The organism is Gammaproteobacteria bacterium, assembly GCA_029882975.1.
Classification (GTDB): Bacteria; Pseudomonadota; Gammaproteobacteria; order SZUA-152; family SZUA-152; genus JAJDNG01.
The window spans coordinates 154,011-169,392 of sequence record JAOUJW010000002.1 but is presented as its reverse complement, the minus strand read 5'-3'; the positions used below and the strand labels follow the sequence as shown (position 1 = coordinate 169,392).

Annotated in this window: 13 protein-coding genes and 1 other RNA gene; 12 read left to right on the top strand and 2 right to left on the bottom strand. The window is 50.6% G+C overall.

What is annotated here, in order from left to right:
• Positions 1 to 8 precede the first annotated feature (8 nt).
• Both OEY58_02510 and OEY58_02505 read right to left on the bottom strand, forming a co-directional pair.
• Complete coding sequence (locus tag OEY58_02510) at positions 9 to 380, bottom strand: YraN family protein (GenBank protein MDH5324311.1); 372 nt, start codon at positions 378 to 380, stop codon at positions 9 to 11.
• Positions 381 to 400: 20 nt separating this feature from the next.
• Entirely contained in the window at positions 401 to 2,389 is a 1,989-nt protein-coding gene (locus OEY58_02505) for a penicillin-binding protein activator (protein MDH5324310.1), read from the bottom strand.
• A 53-nt stretch (positions 2,390 to 2,442) separates the two neighbouring features.
• On the opposite strand from OEY58_02505, the gene rsmI reads away from it, so the two are divergent.
• The 12 genes from rsmI to murG all read left to right on the top strand — a co-directional run bounded on the left by rsmI (position 2,443) and on the right by murG (position 15,373).
• The gene (gene rsmI / locus OEY58_02500; protein ID MDH5324309.1) at positions 2,443 to 3,294 is read left to right on the top strand and encodes a 16S rRNA (cytidine(1402)-2'-O)-methyltransferase; all 852 of its coding nucleotides are present in this window, start codon (positions 2,443 to 2,445) and stop codon (positions 3,292 to 3,294) included.
• A 34-nt stretch (positions 3,295 to 3,328) separates the two neighbouring features.
• Positions 3,329 to 3,718, top strand: an RNA gene (rnpB, locus tag OEY58_02495) — RNase P RNA component class A.
• Positions 3,719 to 4,022: 304 nt separating this feature from the next.
• Positions 4,023 to 4,469 (top strand): division/cell wall cluster transcriptional repressor MraZ, encoded by a 447-nt coding sequence (gene mraZ, locus OEY58_02490; GenBank protein MDH5324308.1) that lies wholly within the window; start codon positions 4,023 to 4,025, stop codon positions 4,467 to 4,469.
• Positions 4,470 to 4,477: 8 nt separating this feature from the next.
• Positions 4,478 to 5,410, top strand: coding sequence for a 16S rRNA (cytosine(1402)-N(4))-methyltransferase RsmH (rsmH, locus tag OEY58_02485; protein ID MDH5324307.1), 933 nt, complete (start codon positions 4,478 to 4,480; stop codon positions 5,408 to 5,410).
• Positions 5,411 to 5,445: 35 nt separating this feature from the next.
• Positions 5,446 to 5,712: a cell division protein FtsL gene (ftsL, locus tag OEY58_02480; GenBank protein MDH5324306.1), complete on the top strand. Its 267-nt coding sequence runs from the start codon at positions 5,446 to 5,448 to the stop codon at positions 5,710 to 5,712.
• 44 nt (positions 5,713 to 5,756) lie between these two features.
• Entirely contained in the window at positions 5,757 to 7,430 is a 1,674-nt protein-coding gene (locus OEY58_02475; GenBank protein ID MDH5324305.1) for a penicillin-binding transpeptidase domain-containing protein, read from the top strand.
• A gap of 119 nt (positions 7,431 to 7,549) precedes the next feature.
• Positions 7,550 to 9,169, top strand: coding sequence for a UDP-N-acetylmuramoyl-L-alanyl-D-glutamate--2,6-diaminopimelate ligase (locus OEY58_02470; protein MDH5324304.1), 1,620 nt, complete (start codon positions 7,550 to 7,552; stop codon positions 9,167 to 9,169).
• Positions 9,166 to 10,530: a UDP-N-acetylmuramoyl-tripeptide--D-alanyl-D-alanine ligase gene (locus OEY58_02465; GenBank protein MDH5324303.1), complete on the top strand. Its 1,365-nt coding sequence runs from the start codon at positions 9,166 to 9,168 to the stop codon at positions 10,528 to 10,530. The genes OEY58_02470 and OEY58_02465 overlap by 4 nt, the downstream gene beginning before the upstream one ends.
• Before the next feature lie 2 nt (positions 10,531 to 10,532).
• A complete protein-coding gene (mraY, locus tag OEY58_02460; GenBank protein MDH5324302.1) occupies positions 10,533 to 11,615 on the top strand; it encodes a phospho-N-acetylmuramoyl-pentapeptide-transferase in 1,083 nt (360 codons plus the stop codon).
• A gap of 13 nt (positions 11,616 to 11,628) precedes the next feature.
• Positions 11,629 to 13,005: a UDP-N-acetylmuramoyl-L-alanine--D-glutamate ligase gene (gene murD, locus OEY58_02455; GenBank protein ID MDH5324301.1), complete on the top strand. Its 1,377-nt coding sequence runs from the start codon at positions 11,629 to 11,631 to the stop codon at positions 13,003 to 13,005.
• Positions 13,006 to 13,091: 86 nt separating this feature from the next.
• On the top strand, positions 13,092 to 14,291 hold the full coding sequence (gene ftsW / locus OEY58_02450) for a putative lipid II flippase FtsW (protein MDH5324300.1): 1,200 nt from the start codon (positions 13,092 to 13,094) through the stop codon (positions 14,289 to 14,291).
• Positions 14,291 to 15,373, top strand: coding sequence for an undecaprenyldiphospho-muramoylpentapeptide beta-N-acetylglucosaminyltransferase (murG, locus tag OEY58_02445; GenBank protein MDH5324299.1), 1,083 nt, complete (start codon positions 14,291 to 14,293; stop codon positions 15,371 to 15,373). The genes ftsW and murG overlap by 1 nt, the downstream gene beginning before the upstream one ends.
• Positions 15,374 to 15,382 lie beyond the last annotated feature (9 nt).

The following is a 15,382-nucleotide window of genomic DNA, read 5'->3' as shown; positions in this document are numbered from 1 at the left end:
TTTCTCCCCTAGTATCGCTTTTCGATTGCGTTTTGAATCCATTGAGTGTCATGGTTGTTGGTGCCCAGCGACAATACATCGATACGACAGGGTAGGTCTACGGAATTGTAGCGCTCCAATAAATATTGGGTGGCGCTACTCAAAAGTTTTTTTTGCTTGGAGAAAGTAACGGTTTCGGCGCCACTGCCGTGAAGGGCATTTTTTCGATAACGCACCTCCACAAAGACAATCGTATGGTTCTGACGCATCACGAGGTCGATTTCCCCTTGCTTGCAGCGATAGTTTTGCTCTATTAGCTGCAGTCCCTGCCGTTTCAGATAGTCGCAAGCTCTTTTTTCGGCGTTCTGGCCAATGGTGACGCTGGTCTGCTTTGTACGCACGGACTATTCTTGCTGTGCTCTTAGTATTCCGCCAGTACTTTGGGTTCACCTTTCCGGAATTGGGCCCACAGTAAGCGTCTTTGAATTCGGTTACTCACATCCAGGTAGAGGATGCCGGTTGTTCCTTGAATAGAGGTGAATCGATTACGGCGCAGTCGGTTTAATTCAGGAATGATTCGATAGGCATCGATACCCAGGGCAAATAGACGCATATAGCGATTGCTGGTGTTGGGCCATACGGTCTTGATTTGTTCTTTCAAAAGCTCATTGTTCTTATCATGGGTTAATGTCCACGGCATATCACTAAAACGCACCCCATTCATGTCTCTGTCCATATTAGCTTTCAAGCTGCCGCTATACACATGTGAAGTGGAGTACACAGGGATGTTGGCGGCGCGGTGGAATTTTAATTGCGGTCGCAACAATCTGCCTTGTCGAGAGTAGGCTGCCATGAAAATGAAATCCACATCATCCCGGCGTCGAGGCTCATAAAAGAATTTTTCACCAATAAACCGTCTTATGTTTTGATGCCGGTTTTCACTTTCATCAATGTTAAGCAGTTGTTTGATGGGGGCTGCATAGTCACTTTTTTTCATGTCATAAGTTTGGTGTTCCACAATCACACCACCGAGTTCTTCCCAACGCGATTTGAAAGCGTTGAATATTCGTGTGCCCCAGTCCGAGTCGGGATAAATGGCAGCGGCTTGCATATGGCCATCCAACCAAGCGTGTTCGGCTACGTGAATAGCTTCTTGCTCCGGAGACAGGCTCATTTGGAAAAAGTTGAACGGTGGATTACCTATTTCTTCTATATCACCGTAATTCAGACTGAGAACGCCCCCTTGTAGGTGGTTATATCGAGTGAGATTGGTAACGGCCTGTTTATTCAGTGGGCCAACTACAAAATCGGCACCCTCATCAACGGCCTTTTGGTAAATATCGGTAATGTTGTCGGGGTCGTCACCTTCATCATAAAAGCGTATTTCCGGCCGAGGTTGCCCTTTTTGTTCGGCAAAGTATGCGGTAAGGAATCCGTTGCGAATGGCTGTAGCGGCTTTTTCGTAGCGGCCGCTCATGGGAAGCATGACAGCAATGCGGGTGGGGCGTCCCAGAGCTTCGGGTTGTTTCGCCATGATGGCATTGATAATGGAGTTTTGCACCGGGTGTTGCGGGTAACGACTTTGCCAGTCAGTAATTCCTTGTTCTGCCTGTTGCAGGTCAGCCGCGGTTTTAGCGACTTTGGCCAATTCCAGCCAGCCGGTAAATATTGGATCTTTGGTTTGTGCAGCTAAGGCGGACAGTTCCCGGGCTGTTAGCTTTTGTAAATCCCGGAGAAGAATTTCCTGGTTTTCCAGGGCTTCCATTGGGTCGTCCAGCAATACTTCCACTATGGAGCGGGCGTGGGCGGCATTGGCGAAATCGCCAATAGCAGAATATATATCAATTTGAATCTGATAAAATTCTTTTTGTTGTGGTGGCGCTGCGGTCCGGATTTCGTCAGTGAGTTGGCGTAATTTTTTCAAAGCGACATTAGGTTGTTGTTTGGCTAAAGCCAGTTGAGCATCCAGCAGGTCTTTGCGCAATCGCATTTCCAGACCCAACGGCCTTACGTCAGTTTCCTTCAGTACCTGTTCAGCTTGCAGGATATAGTTGCCCAGCAACAGTAAGGAACTGACTCGAAGCTGATAATCCTGTTTTTGTGGTGTGGGCAAGGAGGCTGCTAACTCTGTTAACAATAAAGCAGCATCCAGGTATCGACCGCTGTTAATAAGCCCTTGTGCCGGTTGTTCGCGGCGTTGCAGTTCTTCCGGTTGCATTTCCACGACCACTTCTGCTTCTTCTTCAGTGGGGGTGGTAAGCACGCGGGCGTCCGGAATGGTTGGTGGGGCTGGGATGGATTGCGGTGGTGCCACGGTTCCGCAGGCAGCAAGCTGCAAAATCATCAATATGGTTAATAAATGCCCAAGTGGACGCTGGAAAAAATAATAGGAGCGTTTTGTCTGGTTCATGATTTACCTAGTTTGCTTTATGTCCTGATTTTCCGGATTATACGTGATTGTTTATGAAAAATTTAATCGAAAAAAACACTTTATACGTTGTGGCTACACCTATCGGTAATCTCAAGGATATAACCTTTCGGGCTCTTGAGGTATTGCAAACGGTGGATTGTATTGCTGTAGAAGACACTCGCCAAAGTGGAAAGTTGCTGAAACATTTTGCGATCAACACTCCTACACATGCATTGCATGAACACAACGAACGCCTTGTGGCCCAACATATTATAGATAAAATTAGCGCGGGTGAGGTTTGGGCGCTAATTTCCGATGCGGGCACGCCATTGGTGAGTGATCCTGGTTATCATTTGATCAAATTGGCTCGAGAGCAGGGGGTACGTGTTGTACCTGTACCCGGTCCCAGTGCGGTGATTGCCGCCTTAAGCGTATCGGGGTTGCCTACAGATCGATTTGCCTTTGAAGGATTCCTGCCGGCTAAGCAACAGGCGCGGCGCAAGTTGTTGGAAACATTAGCGCGGGACAGCCGGACTTTGATTTTTTTTGAATCCCCGCATCGGATTTTGGCGTGTCTTGAGGACATGGAGCGAGTCCTGGGTGAAGACAGGCCACTGGTATTTGCGCGAGAATTAACCAAAACTTTCGAAACTCTGCGTCAGGATTCTATTGCCAACCTGCGTCAATGGGTACAGCAGGATCCGAATCAGCAAAAAGGTGAAATGGTGTTGTTGTTACCGGCGTACACAGACCCTGAGCAGCAGGTGCGGGAATCTGAGCAGGCCGAGCGGATCTTAAGAATACTGTTGAGTGAACTTCCGCATAAGCAGGCCGTGTCTCTGGCGGTGAAGTTGACTGGCCTCAAGAAAAATACTTTGTATGACATGGCGCTGAAATTTAAGTAGTCCGGCTGATTCCGGCTGGTGTAAACTAGTGGCGGGAGTTGGCTGAACAGTCGCGCCATTGGGCACCTCGGTTCTCTTTGAGCGAACCGTTGAGTGCTGATGGGGAGGAAAGTCCGGGCTCCATAGGGCAGGGTGCCAGGTAACACCTGGGGGGCGTGAGCCTACGGAAAGTGCCACAGAAAATACACCGCCTAAGTGTTTGGGTTCGCCTGAATGCCGGTAAGGGTGAAAAGGTGCGGTAAGAGCGCACCGCGCCGGTGGCAACATCGGTGGCAGGGTAAACCCCACTCGGAGCAAGACCAAATAGGGGAACAATAGGCGTGGTCCGCGCCGTTCCCGGGTAGGTCGCTTGAGATATACGGTGACGTGTATCCAGATGAATGGCTGTTCTTGACAGAACCCGGCTTACAGGCCGACTCCCTCTTTACATGTTGGTGGTTAATATTCCCCTTTTCGCCATTTCGAAGCCGGTTTTGGCTTATGGCGTGTCCCAGCGCATCGGCTTATTTCCTAAGCTGTTCAATTGCAAAGAAATCATTTCATTGGAGCTGATCCTCCTTCATTTTGTTTGTTTCGTTTCCCATTGATGGTCGTTGTGAAATAAGCATTTACAGTGGGGATTTCCCTTGACACTACCTCTATTTCATTCCTATAGTGTACTAATGTGGGGCAAAGTGGGAAAAAATGGGACAATTGCCCCTCTTTTTTGATGCATCGGAGAACCGTAGTTGTTACGTGGGTTAAACGAACTGAACCTGGATGCCAAGGGCCGCATGGCGGTGCCTACCCGGTATCGTCAGGAATTAATAGACAGTTGCAACGGTCAATTGGTGGTTACAGTTGATCGCGATTTTTGTTTATTAATTTATCCTCTGCCGGAATGGGAAGAAGTTGAGCAAAAATTGGTCAAATTACCTACCTTCGATGCCCGTACACGAAATTTACAGCGGTTGCTGATAGGGCATGCCACTGAGGTGGAGATGGATGGCAGTGGTCGAGTGCTGGTGCCTCCACCCTTAAGGGATTATGCCAAATTGGACAAGAAAGTGGTGCTGTTAGGGCAAGGTAATAAGTTCGAACTTTGGGACGGGCAGCACTGGAACGAAAGTCGCCAGAAATGGCTGGAAACTGAAGACGGCAGTTTATCGCAGGACCTGGAATCCTTGTCCATATAAAGTGCCGCATGAAACTTGAATATACGCACCAACCTGTTTTGCTGAGGCAGGTAATTGAAGCGATGCCGTTTCGTGAAGGCGGCATTTATATTGACGGTACCTTTGGTCGCGGAGGGCATTCCCTGGCAATTTTGCAAGAGCTTGGCGCCAAGGGGCAGTTGCTGGCCATCGATAAAGACCCCCAAGCCGTTGCGGTAGCGCAACAGGAGTTGGCGCAGGATAGCCGGTTTACCGTGGTGCGTGCGTCGTTCACCCGTATTTTCGAGTTGGCACAGGAGCGCGGCTGGCTGGGGAAAGTGAATGGAATTTTATTGGATTTGGGGGTGTCTTCACCGCAATTGGATGACCCGGACCGGGGTTTCAGTTTTAAGCGGGATGGTGCTCTGGATATGCGCATGGACCCGGATGTGGGACAAAGCGCTGCGCATTGGATAAAGGAAGCAAGTGAACATGAGCTGAGTCGTGTGTTTCGGGAGTATGGAGAAGAGCGTTATGCCAAGCGTATAGCGCGAGCAATCGTCAAAGAACGCCAGGTGTCCCCCATCACCACTACGGGACATCTGGCTGCTGTTATTGCAGATGCGCATCCAGCCTGGCAAGCCGGCAAAGATCCAGCAACCCGGTGTTTTCAGGCTATTCGCATCTTTATTAACAAGGAACTGGAAGATTTGCAAACGTGTTTGTCTCAGGTAGTGGATGTGCTGGCGCCCGGTGGTCGTGTCTTGGTGATCAGTTTCCACTCTCTGGAAGACCGGATTGTGAAGCGGTTTATGCGGGAACAATCACGAGGAGATCGGTTTCCCGCGGATCTTCCTGTGACCGCCGACCAATTGCAACCGGTATTGAAAGTGGTGGGCAAAGCCATCGTCCCCGATGCGCAGGAAATTGATGAAAACCCCAGGGCTCGCAGTTCCGTATTACGTGTTGCGGAAAAGCTGTGAATCGCCACGGGACTGGCAATATGCAGGAGGCAGGCATGAATTTTAAATGGTTAAGTATGGCTGTTTTGGTTTTTGCCGTTACCAGCAGTGCAATGAGTGTGGTGAACTCCAAACACCAAAGTCGCAAAGCGTTTGTTGAGTTGCGAGCCTTGCAGGCGGTTCGTGACGAAATGCAGGTGAATTGGGGGCGATTGCAGTTGGAGCAGGCGGCTTGGTCTACCCATGGGAGAGTGGAACATATCGCTACGTCCAAATTGGAAATGCAGATGCCTGGCAGCCGTGTGGAAATTGTGCAACCGTGATAGCAAATGAACCTTATGTCGTAAAAAAAGGGCGGCTGGCTCTTATGAGTCTGCTACTGGGGTTTTTTACAGTGGCACTGATGTGGCGCGCTGTGGATCTGCATGTGTTTAATAAAGACTTTCTCCAGGAACAGGGCGATGCCCGCTATTTACGTGATGTACCGGTGCCGGCGCACCGCGGCATGATTACCGACCGCCATGGTGAGCCGTTGGCAATCAGTACGCCGGTGGAGTCGGTATGGGTGAATCCGCGCGCCTTATTGCAACAACAGGGACATTGGGCCGCGTTGGCCGCTGAGCTGGAGCTGGATGTTGCCGAACTTCGGGCTCAGCTATTGGCGCGACAAGACAAGGAATTTATGTATTTGAGGCGCCACCTGAATCCGGAAACCGTTAAACGGATTGCGGCTCTGGAAGTCCCCGGTGTTGCCTTTAAAAAAGAATACAAACGTTTTTATCCTGCCGGCGAGGTAGTCGCGCATTTGGTGGGTTTTACCGATGTGGATGATTCCGGCCAGGAGGGCGTGGAACTGGCGTTCAATCACGAACTTTCAGGTACTCCCGGGAGTCATAGAGTTATAAAAGACCGGTTGGGCCGGGTGGTGGAGACTGTGGAACGAATTCGCGAACCGCGTCCCGGTAAGGATGTTATTCTCAGTATAGATCGTCGTGTGCAGTATTTGGCCTACCGGGAATTAAAAGCGGCAGTCAAACAACATAATGCTGACGCCGGTTCGGCTGTTATTCTGGACGCAAAAACCGGTGAAGTGCTGGCGATGGTGAACCAGCCTGCATTTAATCCCAATAACCGGGATGAGTTGCGCAGTGCCAGTATTCGTAATCGCGCCATGACCGATGTATTCGAGCCCGGATCCACCATTAAACCGTTTACTGTTGCCGCCGGATTGCAAACCGGTATGTTTGAACCGCAAACCGTCATTGATACTGCGCCGGGTTTACTTAAGGTGGGGCGTAAACTGATTCGCGATTCCCATAATTACGGTCGTATTGATGTTTCCACGGTGTTGAAAAAGTCCAGTAATGTAGGGGCCAGTAAAATGGCTTTGGCCATTGAGCCGCGTCAGCTCTGGGAAGCACTGGCCGGCTCTGGTTTTGGCGTAACCACCGGTAGCGGTTTTCCCGGTGAGTCATCCGGGTCATTGCCGGACTATAGTGGTTGGCACGATCTGGAACGGGCTACCATGTCATACGGTTATGGTTTATCGGTGACACCGTTACAATTGGCTCGTGCCTATACCGTGTTTGCTAATAACGGCTATTTGCCCAGGGTCTCCCTGTTGCGAACCGTATACGGAACCATGGAGGCAAGCTACGACGAACCGGTACTGAATCCTGTCGTGTTGACTCAGGTGCGTGGAATGTTGGAATCCGTAACCCATCGAGGAGGCACAGGAACCAAGGCCCGCGTGACCGGATATCGCGTGGCAGGAAAAACCGGTACCGTGAAGAAAATCGGCGAGCATGGCTATGAAGACGGCAGTTATATGTCGATCTTTGCCGGAATGGCTCCGGCCAGTGATCCGCGTCTGATTATGGTGGTTATGATCAACGAGCCGCGCGGTAAACAGTACTATGGTGGGGCGGTGGCTGCACCTATTTTTTCAAAAGTAATGTCCGGAGCCCTGCGAATGCTGGATATTCCCCCGGACGATGTTCCCGCACTATCCGGCGCGCACTATGCCTGGGCCGGGCAGTGATGGTTACCGTAGAGGGTTTGTCAGTGCCTCCCACAGCGAATTGCACTAGGCAGGTATCGGGTACTGGATTGCAGATTTCTATGTCATATGAAGTTTTTTGTATCGGGCAGTTAAGGTAAATGGTGACAATGCAAAACAAGCGCAGTAATGAACTTATGCTGTCACAGCTGCTCCGCGATTATGTTGACATAAGCGCGGCGCAAGATCGAGCTGTTAGTGGTATTCGCTTGAACAGCTCGCAGTGCGGAGCTGGGGACGTGTTTATTGCCTTGCGCGGTCACCAAACTCACGGCATACACTATGCGGACCAAGCTCTGAGGGCCGGAGCTACTGCCGTGTTGTATGAAACTGCTCAGGATCTGGAACAAGAGACACTGATATTCCGTCGTTTGGAAAAGTCGGGTGTTCCTATTATTGCCGTGGACAATTTGAAACACTGTGTGGGAGCCATTGCAGAGCGGTTTTTTGGACAGCCTTCTGCTGCTATGAGTATGGTCGGGATTACCGGTACCAATGGCAAAACGTCCTGCGCTCAATTTTTGGCGCAGATGCTCAGTGAAGACCGGCTTTGTGCTGTGTTGGGTACCATAGGTAATGGGATTTACGGTCAATTGCAACAGAGTACCCATACCACACCTGATGCGATTAGTCTGCACGCATTATTGGCGGGTTTCCATGAGCGGGGCGCTACGGCAACCGTGATGGAAGTCTCCTCGCACGGGCTGCACCAAGGGCGCGTGGCCGGAGTGGCTTTTGATGTTGGTGTGTTTACTAATATCAGCAGGGATCATTTGGACTATCACGGTGACATGGATCAATATGCCGAGGCCAAGCGACTTTTATTTCTTTTGCCCTCATTAAAACATGCGGTAATAAACGCAGACGATGCTGTGGGAATGCGGTTTTTAACAGAGTTGCCTGCCGGCTTGAACAAAATCGCGTACACATTGGCTGATGAAAACCAATTGCAAAATACACTACCGGATTCGGTGGCTTTGATACGGGCTTCCCAAATTCGGCAATCGCCGCAGGGTTTGCAATTTCAACTTTCTACGCCTTGGGGTAGTTCGGTAGTGCATTCTTCCCTATTGGGGCGATTTAATGTTGGCAATATGCTGGCTGTGTTTGGTGTATTAATGGTTATGGGCGTGGCGTTTGATGTGGCGGTTAAGCGTCTGCATACCCTGCGAACTATAAGCGGTCGGATGCAGCGTTTGGGTGGTGTGGACGGTGCTCCATTAGTGGTGGTTGATTATGCCCATACCCCCGATGCTTTGGAAAATGTACTCAAATCACTGCGTGATCATCTTGGTGTTATAGATGGCGTTGAGGCTCGTAAAGAAACAGTCAAGGACTGCGCCCGGGGAAAACTGGTGTGTGTGTTTGGGTGCGGTGGTGATCGGGATAAGGGTAAACGCCCGCAGATGGGGGCGGTGGCACAACGTTATGCCGATCGCGTAGTGATTACCGATGACAATCCGCGCTCAGAGGCGTCAATAGACATTATTGCAGATATTCAAAAAGGACTGGATGGAGATCCCACAGTTCAGGTGATTGCAGACCGAGTTACTGCTATTGCCGGCGCCATCATTGAGGCGGGAGCAGATGACGTCGTCCTTATCGCCGGTAAGGGGCATGAGGACTACCAAATTGTAGGCGATACAAAAATCCCGTATATCGGTGATGTGGCACAGGCGCAAAGTGCTTTAAAGCAAAGACGCGGCGGTGAAGTTTTATGAGCGGCTGTCATATGACTTTGCAACAGCTCAGTACAGCGGTCAATGGGAACCGACTGGGTGGTGACGGATCCTTTGTGGGCGTCAGTACCGATACCCGAAAGGTGCAGGCCGGACAGTTGTTTGTGGCCTTGAAAGGTCCAAATTTTGATGCGCACGACTTTGCTGAGCAAGCACAGGCGGCCGCAGCAGCCGCTATGTTGGTGGAGCGACAACTGCCCTTGTCTTTACCGCAGGTTGTAGTAAAGGATTGCCTTGCTGCTTTAGGGCAATTAGGCAGCTATTGGCACAAACAACTGCAAATACCCACTCTGGCTATTACCGGCAGCAATGGTAAAACCACGGTGAAAGAAATGTCTGCGTCTATCATGGCGCAATCCCATACGGTCTTTGCCACTCGGGGAAATTTAAACAACGACATTGGCGTACCATTGACGCTACTCAGTATGGATGAGTCGCATCAGCGCGCCGTTGTGGAAATGGGGGCGAACCATCACCAGGAGATCGCCTATTTAACGCATTTGGTTAAACCGGATGTGGCGTTGGTTAATAACGCGGGACCGGCACATCTGGAAGGTTTTGGCTCTGTGGAGGGTGTGGCCCACGCTAAGGGAGAGATCTTTCAGGGCTTAACTACCGGCGGAGTGGCCGTATTTAATGCCGATGATGTTTATGTTGACGTTTGGCGGTCTTTAACCGGCCAGGTGCAACAAATGACTTTTGGTTTGAAACAGCCCGCTGATGTGTCCTGCACATGGTCTGGTGATCTGCGGGGAAGTGATTTGAGCATTCAGACTCCCGTTGGAGCAGTGCAGTGTCGGTTGCTCCTGGCCGGCGAACACAATGTGATGAATGCGCTGGCAGCTACGGCAGCAGCGGTTGCTTCGGGTATTTCTCTGGAGGATGTAAAGAAAGGTTTGGAGGCACTAAAACCGGTATCCGGACGCTTACAAGTGCTCAAAGGTGTGAGAAATGCCACCGTCATCAACGATACTTATAACGCCAACCCCAATTCACTGCATGCAGGTTTGGAGGTGCTGGGGAAAAGTGAAGGGGACCGCTTCCTGGTGTTAGGTGATATGGGAGAGTTGGGGCCGGATTCGGCACAACTGCATTTTGCGGCCGGTGAAGATGCCAAGCGCAGCGGAGTCACGCGTTTGTTCGCTATCGGTGAGTTAAGCGGCAAAGCGGTGGAGGCCTTTGGAGTGGGAGGGCAACATTTTTCCAGCTTGGATGCGTTGCTGGAGGCGATGCAAACCGTATTGTCAGCAAAAGCGACCGTACTGGTGAAGGGGTCTCGCTCCATGCGTATGGAGAGGGTGGTTGAGGCGCTCGTAGACAAGAAAAATAGTGTAGGTGCATAACAATGTTACTTTATTTAGCAGATTATCTAAGTCAATATCACAGTGGGTTTAATGTTTTCCAGTACATTACCTTGAGAACCATACTGGGTGTGTTAACGGCTTTGGTGATCTCCTTTGTGGTTGGACCGGTAATGATTCGAAAGTTAAGTCAATATCAAATAGGTCAACCGGTACGGGATGATGGACCGCAGAGCCATTTTAGTAAAGCAGGTACGCCAACTATGGGGGGTGCGCTTATTATTGTGGCCGTGGCTATTAGTACCCTGCTGTGGAGCGATTTATCCAATCGTTACGTCTGGATCATTCTAGGTGTGACGCTGATGTTCGGTGTGGTGGGTTGGGTGGATGACTACAAAAAATTAGTTAAAAACGATCCGGAAGGATTGCGGGGGAAATATAAATATTTCTGGCAATCGGTGTTCGGTTTGGCGGCGGCTATTGTTTTATACAAAACTGCAACCACTCCGGCGGAAACGACGTTGATTGTGCCTTTCGTTAAGGATGTGGCGATTCCTATGGGATGGTTCTATGTGGTGTTTACATATTTTGTGATTGTGGGAACCAGTAATGCCGTGAATATGACCGATGGCTTGGACGGTTTGGCCATTATGCCTACTGTGATGGTGTGCGGTGCATTGGGCTTGTTTGCCTACCTTACCGGTCATATTAAATTTGCCGAATATTTGGGTATTCCCTACGTCATTGGTGCCGGTGAGGCAGCGGTTTTTTGTGGTGCTATTGTCGGCGCCGGTTTGGGGTTTCTTTGGTTTAACACTTTTCCCGCCCAGGTTTTTATGGGGGATGTGGGCGCGCTGGCGCTGGGTGCGGCTATTGGTGTTGTTGCGGTAGTTGTACGCCAAGAACTGGTGCTGGTCATCATGGGAGGGGTGTTTGTGGTGGAAACCGTGTCGGTCATTATGCAGGTGGCGTCTTTCAAGCTAACCGGTAAGCGAATTTTTAGAATGGCACCTTTACATCACCATTTTGAATTACAAGGTTGGCCGGAACCGCGGGTTATTGTGAGATTTTGGATTATTACCGTCATTCTGGTTTTGATCGGATTGGCAAGTTTGAAAATACGTTAATAGACACAAACGAATGCAGGCAGCGGAACAAAAAACAGTTATCGTCGGTTTGGGTAAAACCGGATTGTCCTGTGCCCGTTATTTACATAGAAACGGACAGCCATTTTCTGTGGTGGACAGTCGCAGCTCGCCGCCGGGTGTGGCGCAGCTGACAGAAGAGCAACCCGGAGTTCAAATGCACTTGGGTGCATTCGATGAGCTTTGCTTTGAACACGCCTCACAGCTCATTGTGAGTCCGGGCGTGTCGATTAAGACTCCAGCCATAGTTGCAGCACAGGCGGACGGCGCCGAAATCATTGGCGACATTGAATTGTTTGCTCGTCATGTGAATTGCCCGGTGGTGGCCGTTACCGGTTCTAACGGTAAGAGTACGGTCACGGCATTGCTGGGAGAAATGGCGATAGCCGCGGGTTTGAATGCCAAGGTGGGCGGTAATATTGGTGTGCCGGCGTTGGATCTTTTGGAGAGCCCGGATACTGGCAAGGTGGTTGATGTTTATGTGTTAGAACTGTCCAGTTTTCAACTGGAAACCACGCAGAGCCTCAACGCGGTAGCAGCGGTGGTGCTGAACCTTAGTGCTGACCATATGGATCGCTATGTGGATCTGTCGGATTACGCTGCTGCGAAGCAACGTATATACCGGGGTGATGGTGTTATGGTGGTAAATGCCGATGATGCGGCGGTCATGGCTATGATGCAGAGTATTAGAGAAAAACAACCGCAGCGGCAGTTTCGGTGCTTTTCATTAAATACACCTTCGCAGTCACCACAGCAGCACCACTATGGGATTTTGGAGCAGGACGGTGAGTTCTATTTAGCCCGGGGTAAAGAACGGCTGTTGCCGGTAAGTCGTATGCGTATGCAAGGCAAACATAATTGGGCCAATGCTCTTGCTGCATTGGCGTTAGGTGAAGTCATGGGTTTGTCCATGGCCGTCATGCTGGAACAACTGACACAGTTTGCCGGCTTGCCTCACCGGACCCAATGGGTACGGGAAATCAATGGGGTGAACTTTTATAACGATTCCAAGGGTACAAATGTGGGCGCCACGATCTCTGCGATTATGGGTATGAGTGGTGGAAAAGTGTTGATCGCCGGGGGGCAGGGAAAAGGTGCCGATTTCTCCTCGCTAAAGGATGTCGTTCGCCAAAATGAAGTTAATGCGGTGGTGTTGTTAGGCTGTGATGCTCCATTGATAGAGGCAGCGTTGAGCGGCGTGGTTCCAGTGCGTCATGCCGGCAGTATGGAACAGGCTGTGGCGTTGGCATATGCCGAAGCACGCCCCGGAGATACGGTGCTGTTGTCACCGGCTTGTGCCAGCTTCGATATGTTTAACGGATTTGAGGACCGGGGTAACGCGTTTGTAACGGCAGTGGAGACGTTGTCGTGAGTGTGGCAGAACTCAAAGAACCAAGGTTGAGAGAGCCCAGGTTACTGGAGCCGAAGTTAAGCGGAGAGTGGCCGCGAAAGCGTCGCTTGTCTGTGGATCATTGGTTGGCAGGCGCGACCTTGGTGTTGTTGATTTTGGGTTTGGTTATGGTGGGTTCTGCCTCTGTATCATTGTCGGAAAAGCAAATGGGTGAACCGTTCTATTTTTTTTGGCGGCAAAGCGCCTATGTGTGTGCAGGTTTGATTTTGGCCTGGTTGGTGTTTCATGTGCCTATTGCTGTATGGGAAAAAATCAACCCGGCCTTGCTGATGTTGGGTTCTGTTTTATTAATACTGGTGCTGGTCTTGGGTCGAGAAATCAATGGTAGTACACGTTGGATTTCCCTGGGGCCGGTGAATCTACAGCCGTCGGAATTAATGAAATTGTTTGTGGTGATGTTTTTGGCGGGATATCTGGAGCGTCGTGGTGAAGAGGTGCGTACATCCGTGAAGGGGTTTTTGAAGCCCATGATGTTATTGTCTCTTATTGCGATCCTGTTGTTATTGGAACCGGATTTTGGGGCGGCATTTGTTATTGCCATAACCGCATTGGGGATGATGTTTATTGGTGGTGTACGTCTGCGCCAATTCGCTGCTTTGTTACTCATGTTAGGAGCCGCTTTTTCCGTTGTGGCCTATTCGGCGCCTTATCGGGTGGAACGGTTGACTTGTTTTCTTAATCCATGGGCTGATCCGTTTAACTGCGGGTTTCAGTTGACCCAATCGCTAATAGCTTTTGGCAGAGGTGAATGGTTAGGAGTGGGTTTGGGCGGTAGCATTCAAAAGCTATTCTATTTGCCCGAAGCGCATACGGACTTTTTATTTGCTGTATTGGCCGAAGAGTTGGGTTTGGTGGGTGGTTTGGTCGTCATCGTATTATTTGGCGTGATCAGTTTTCGTGCATTATACATAGGGCGTGTGGCTTTTGCTGCGGGTAATATCTATGCCGGATTTTTGGCTTTCGGTTTGGGATTGCTGATTGGATTTCAGGCCTTGATTAATATTGGTGTGAACATGGGGCTCTTGCCGACCAAAGGTCTTACCTTACCGCTGATGAGTTACGGCGGCAGTAGTATTGTGGTGACCTGTATGTCCTGCGCCATTTTGTTAAGAATACTGGCAGAAAACAACCAATATGCGGGCAGCAGCAATGGTGGAGGTGCCCACAGCGGACGAAGAAGTGCCCACAGCGGGCGGGGAAGTGCCCACAGCGGGCGCGGAAGTGCCCACAATGGAGGGAGGCGGTAGTGTCAGAGGCGAATCACAAGCAAACCATTCTGCTTATGGCTGGCGGTACCGGCGGGCATGTGTTTCCTGCCCTGGCTGTTGCTGATGAGTTGCGCTCCCGTGGAATTGCTGTGGCTTGGCTGGGTACGCGCAGAGGTTTGGAGGCGGAGGTGGTGCCTAAAGCAGGTATTGAGATTTCTTTCCTTAACGTTTCCGGTCTGCGGGGCAATGGCTTGTTAGGGTGGCTACAGGCACCGGTGAAGCTACTGTTGGCTTTGATTCAGGGTATCAGTGTTATGCGCCGGGTAAAGCCCGTTGCTGTATTGGGGATGGGAGGATTCGTTACCGGTCCAGGCGGTGTGGCAGCTTGGTGTACCCGTACGCCTTTAGTGATTCATGAGCAAAATGCAGTGGCAGGTTTGACCAACAAATTGCTGGTACCGTTTGCGCGACGGGTTTTAGAAGCGTTTCCCGGAACTTTTGCAAGCGGAAAAGCGATACACACCGGCAATCCGGTGCGCGCCGATATTGGAAAAACTCAGGGTAAGGAGGCCGACGGGCAGCACGGTAATTATCATCTGCTGGTTGTCGGCGGTAGCCTGGGGGCCAAAGCCTTGAACGACGTGGTTCCTGCAACCTTGGCCCAATTTAAACCGGATCAGCGTCCTCAAGTTTGGCATCAGACCGGAAAAAAATTGATAGAGGATGCCAGGCAGGCATACGCCCAACACAATGTTACTGCTCGAGTTGAACCTTTTATTGATGACATGGCGCAAGCTTACGCGTGGGCAGATGCGGTGTTATGCAGGGCCGGAGCCCTGACGGTGGCGGAATTGGCTTTGGCGGGGTTGCCGTCGGTTTTGGTACCGTATCCATTTGCCGTGGATGACCATCAAACCAGTAATGCCCATTATCTGGTGGATCGAGGAGCGGCGCTCATGGTGCAACAAAAGGATCTGACGCAAACAAAGTTACACGAGTTGTTAATGCAATTTGCCGATAAGCAAAAATTGGCATCCATGGCTAAAGCCGCCAGGGCTTGTGCCTTACCACAGGCTACTGTCAAAGTTGCAGATCTTTGTTTGGAGGTAGCCCGTGGTTAAAACCGGTCA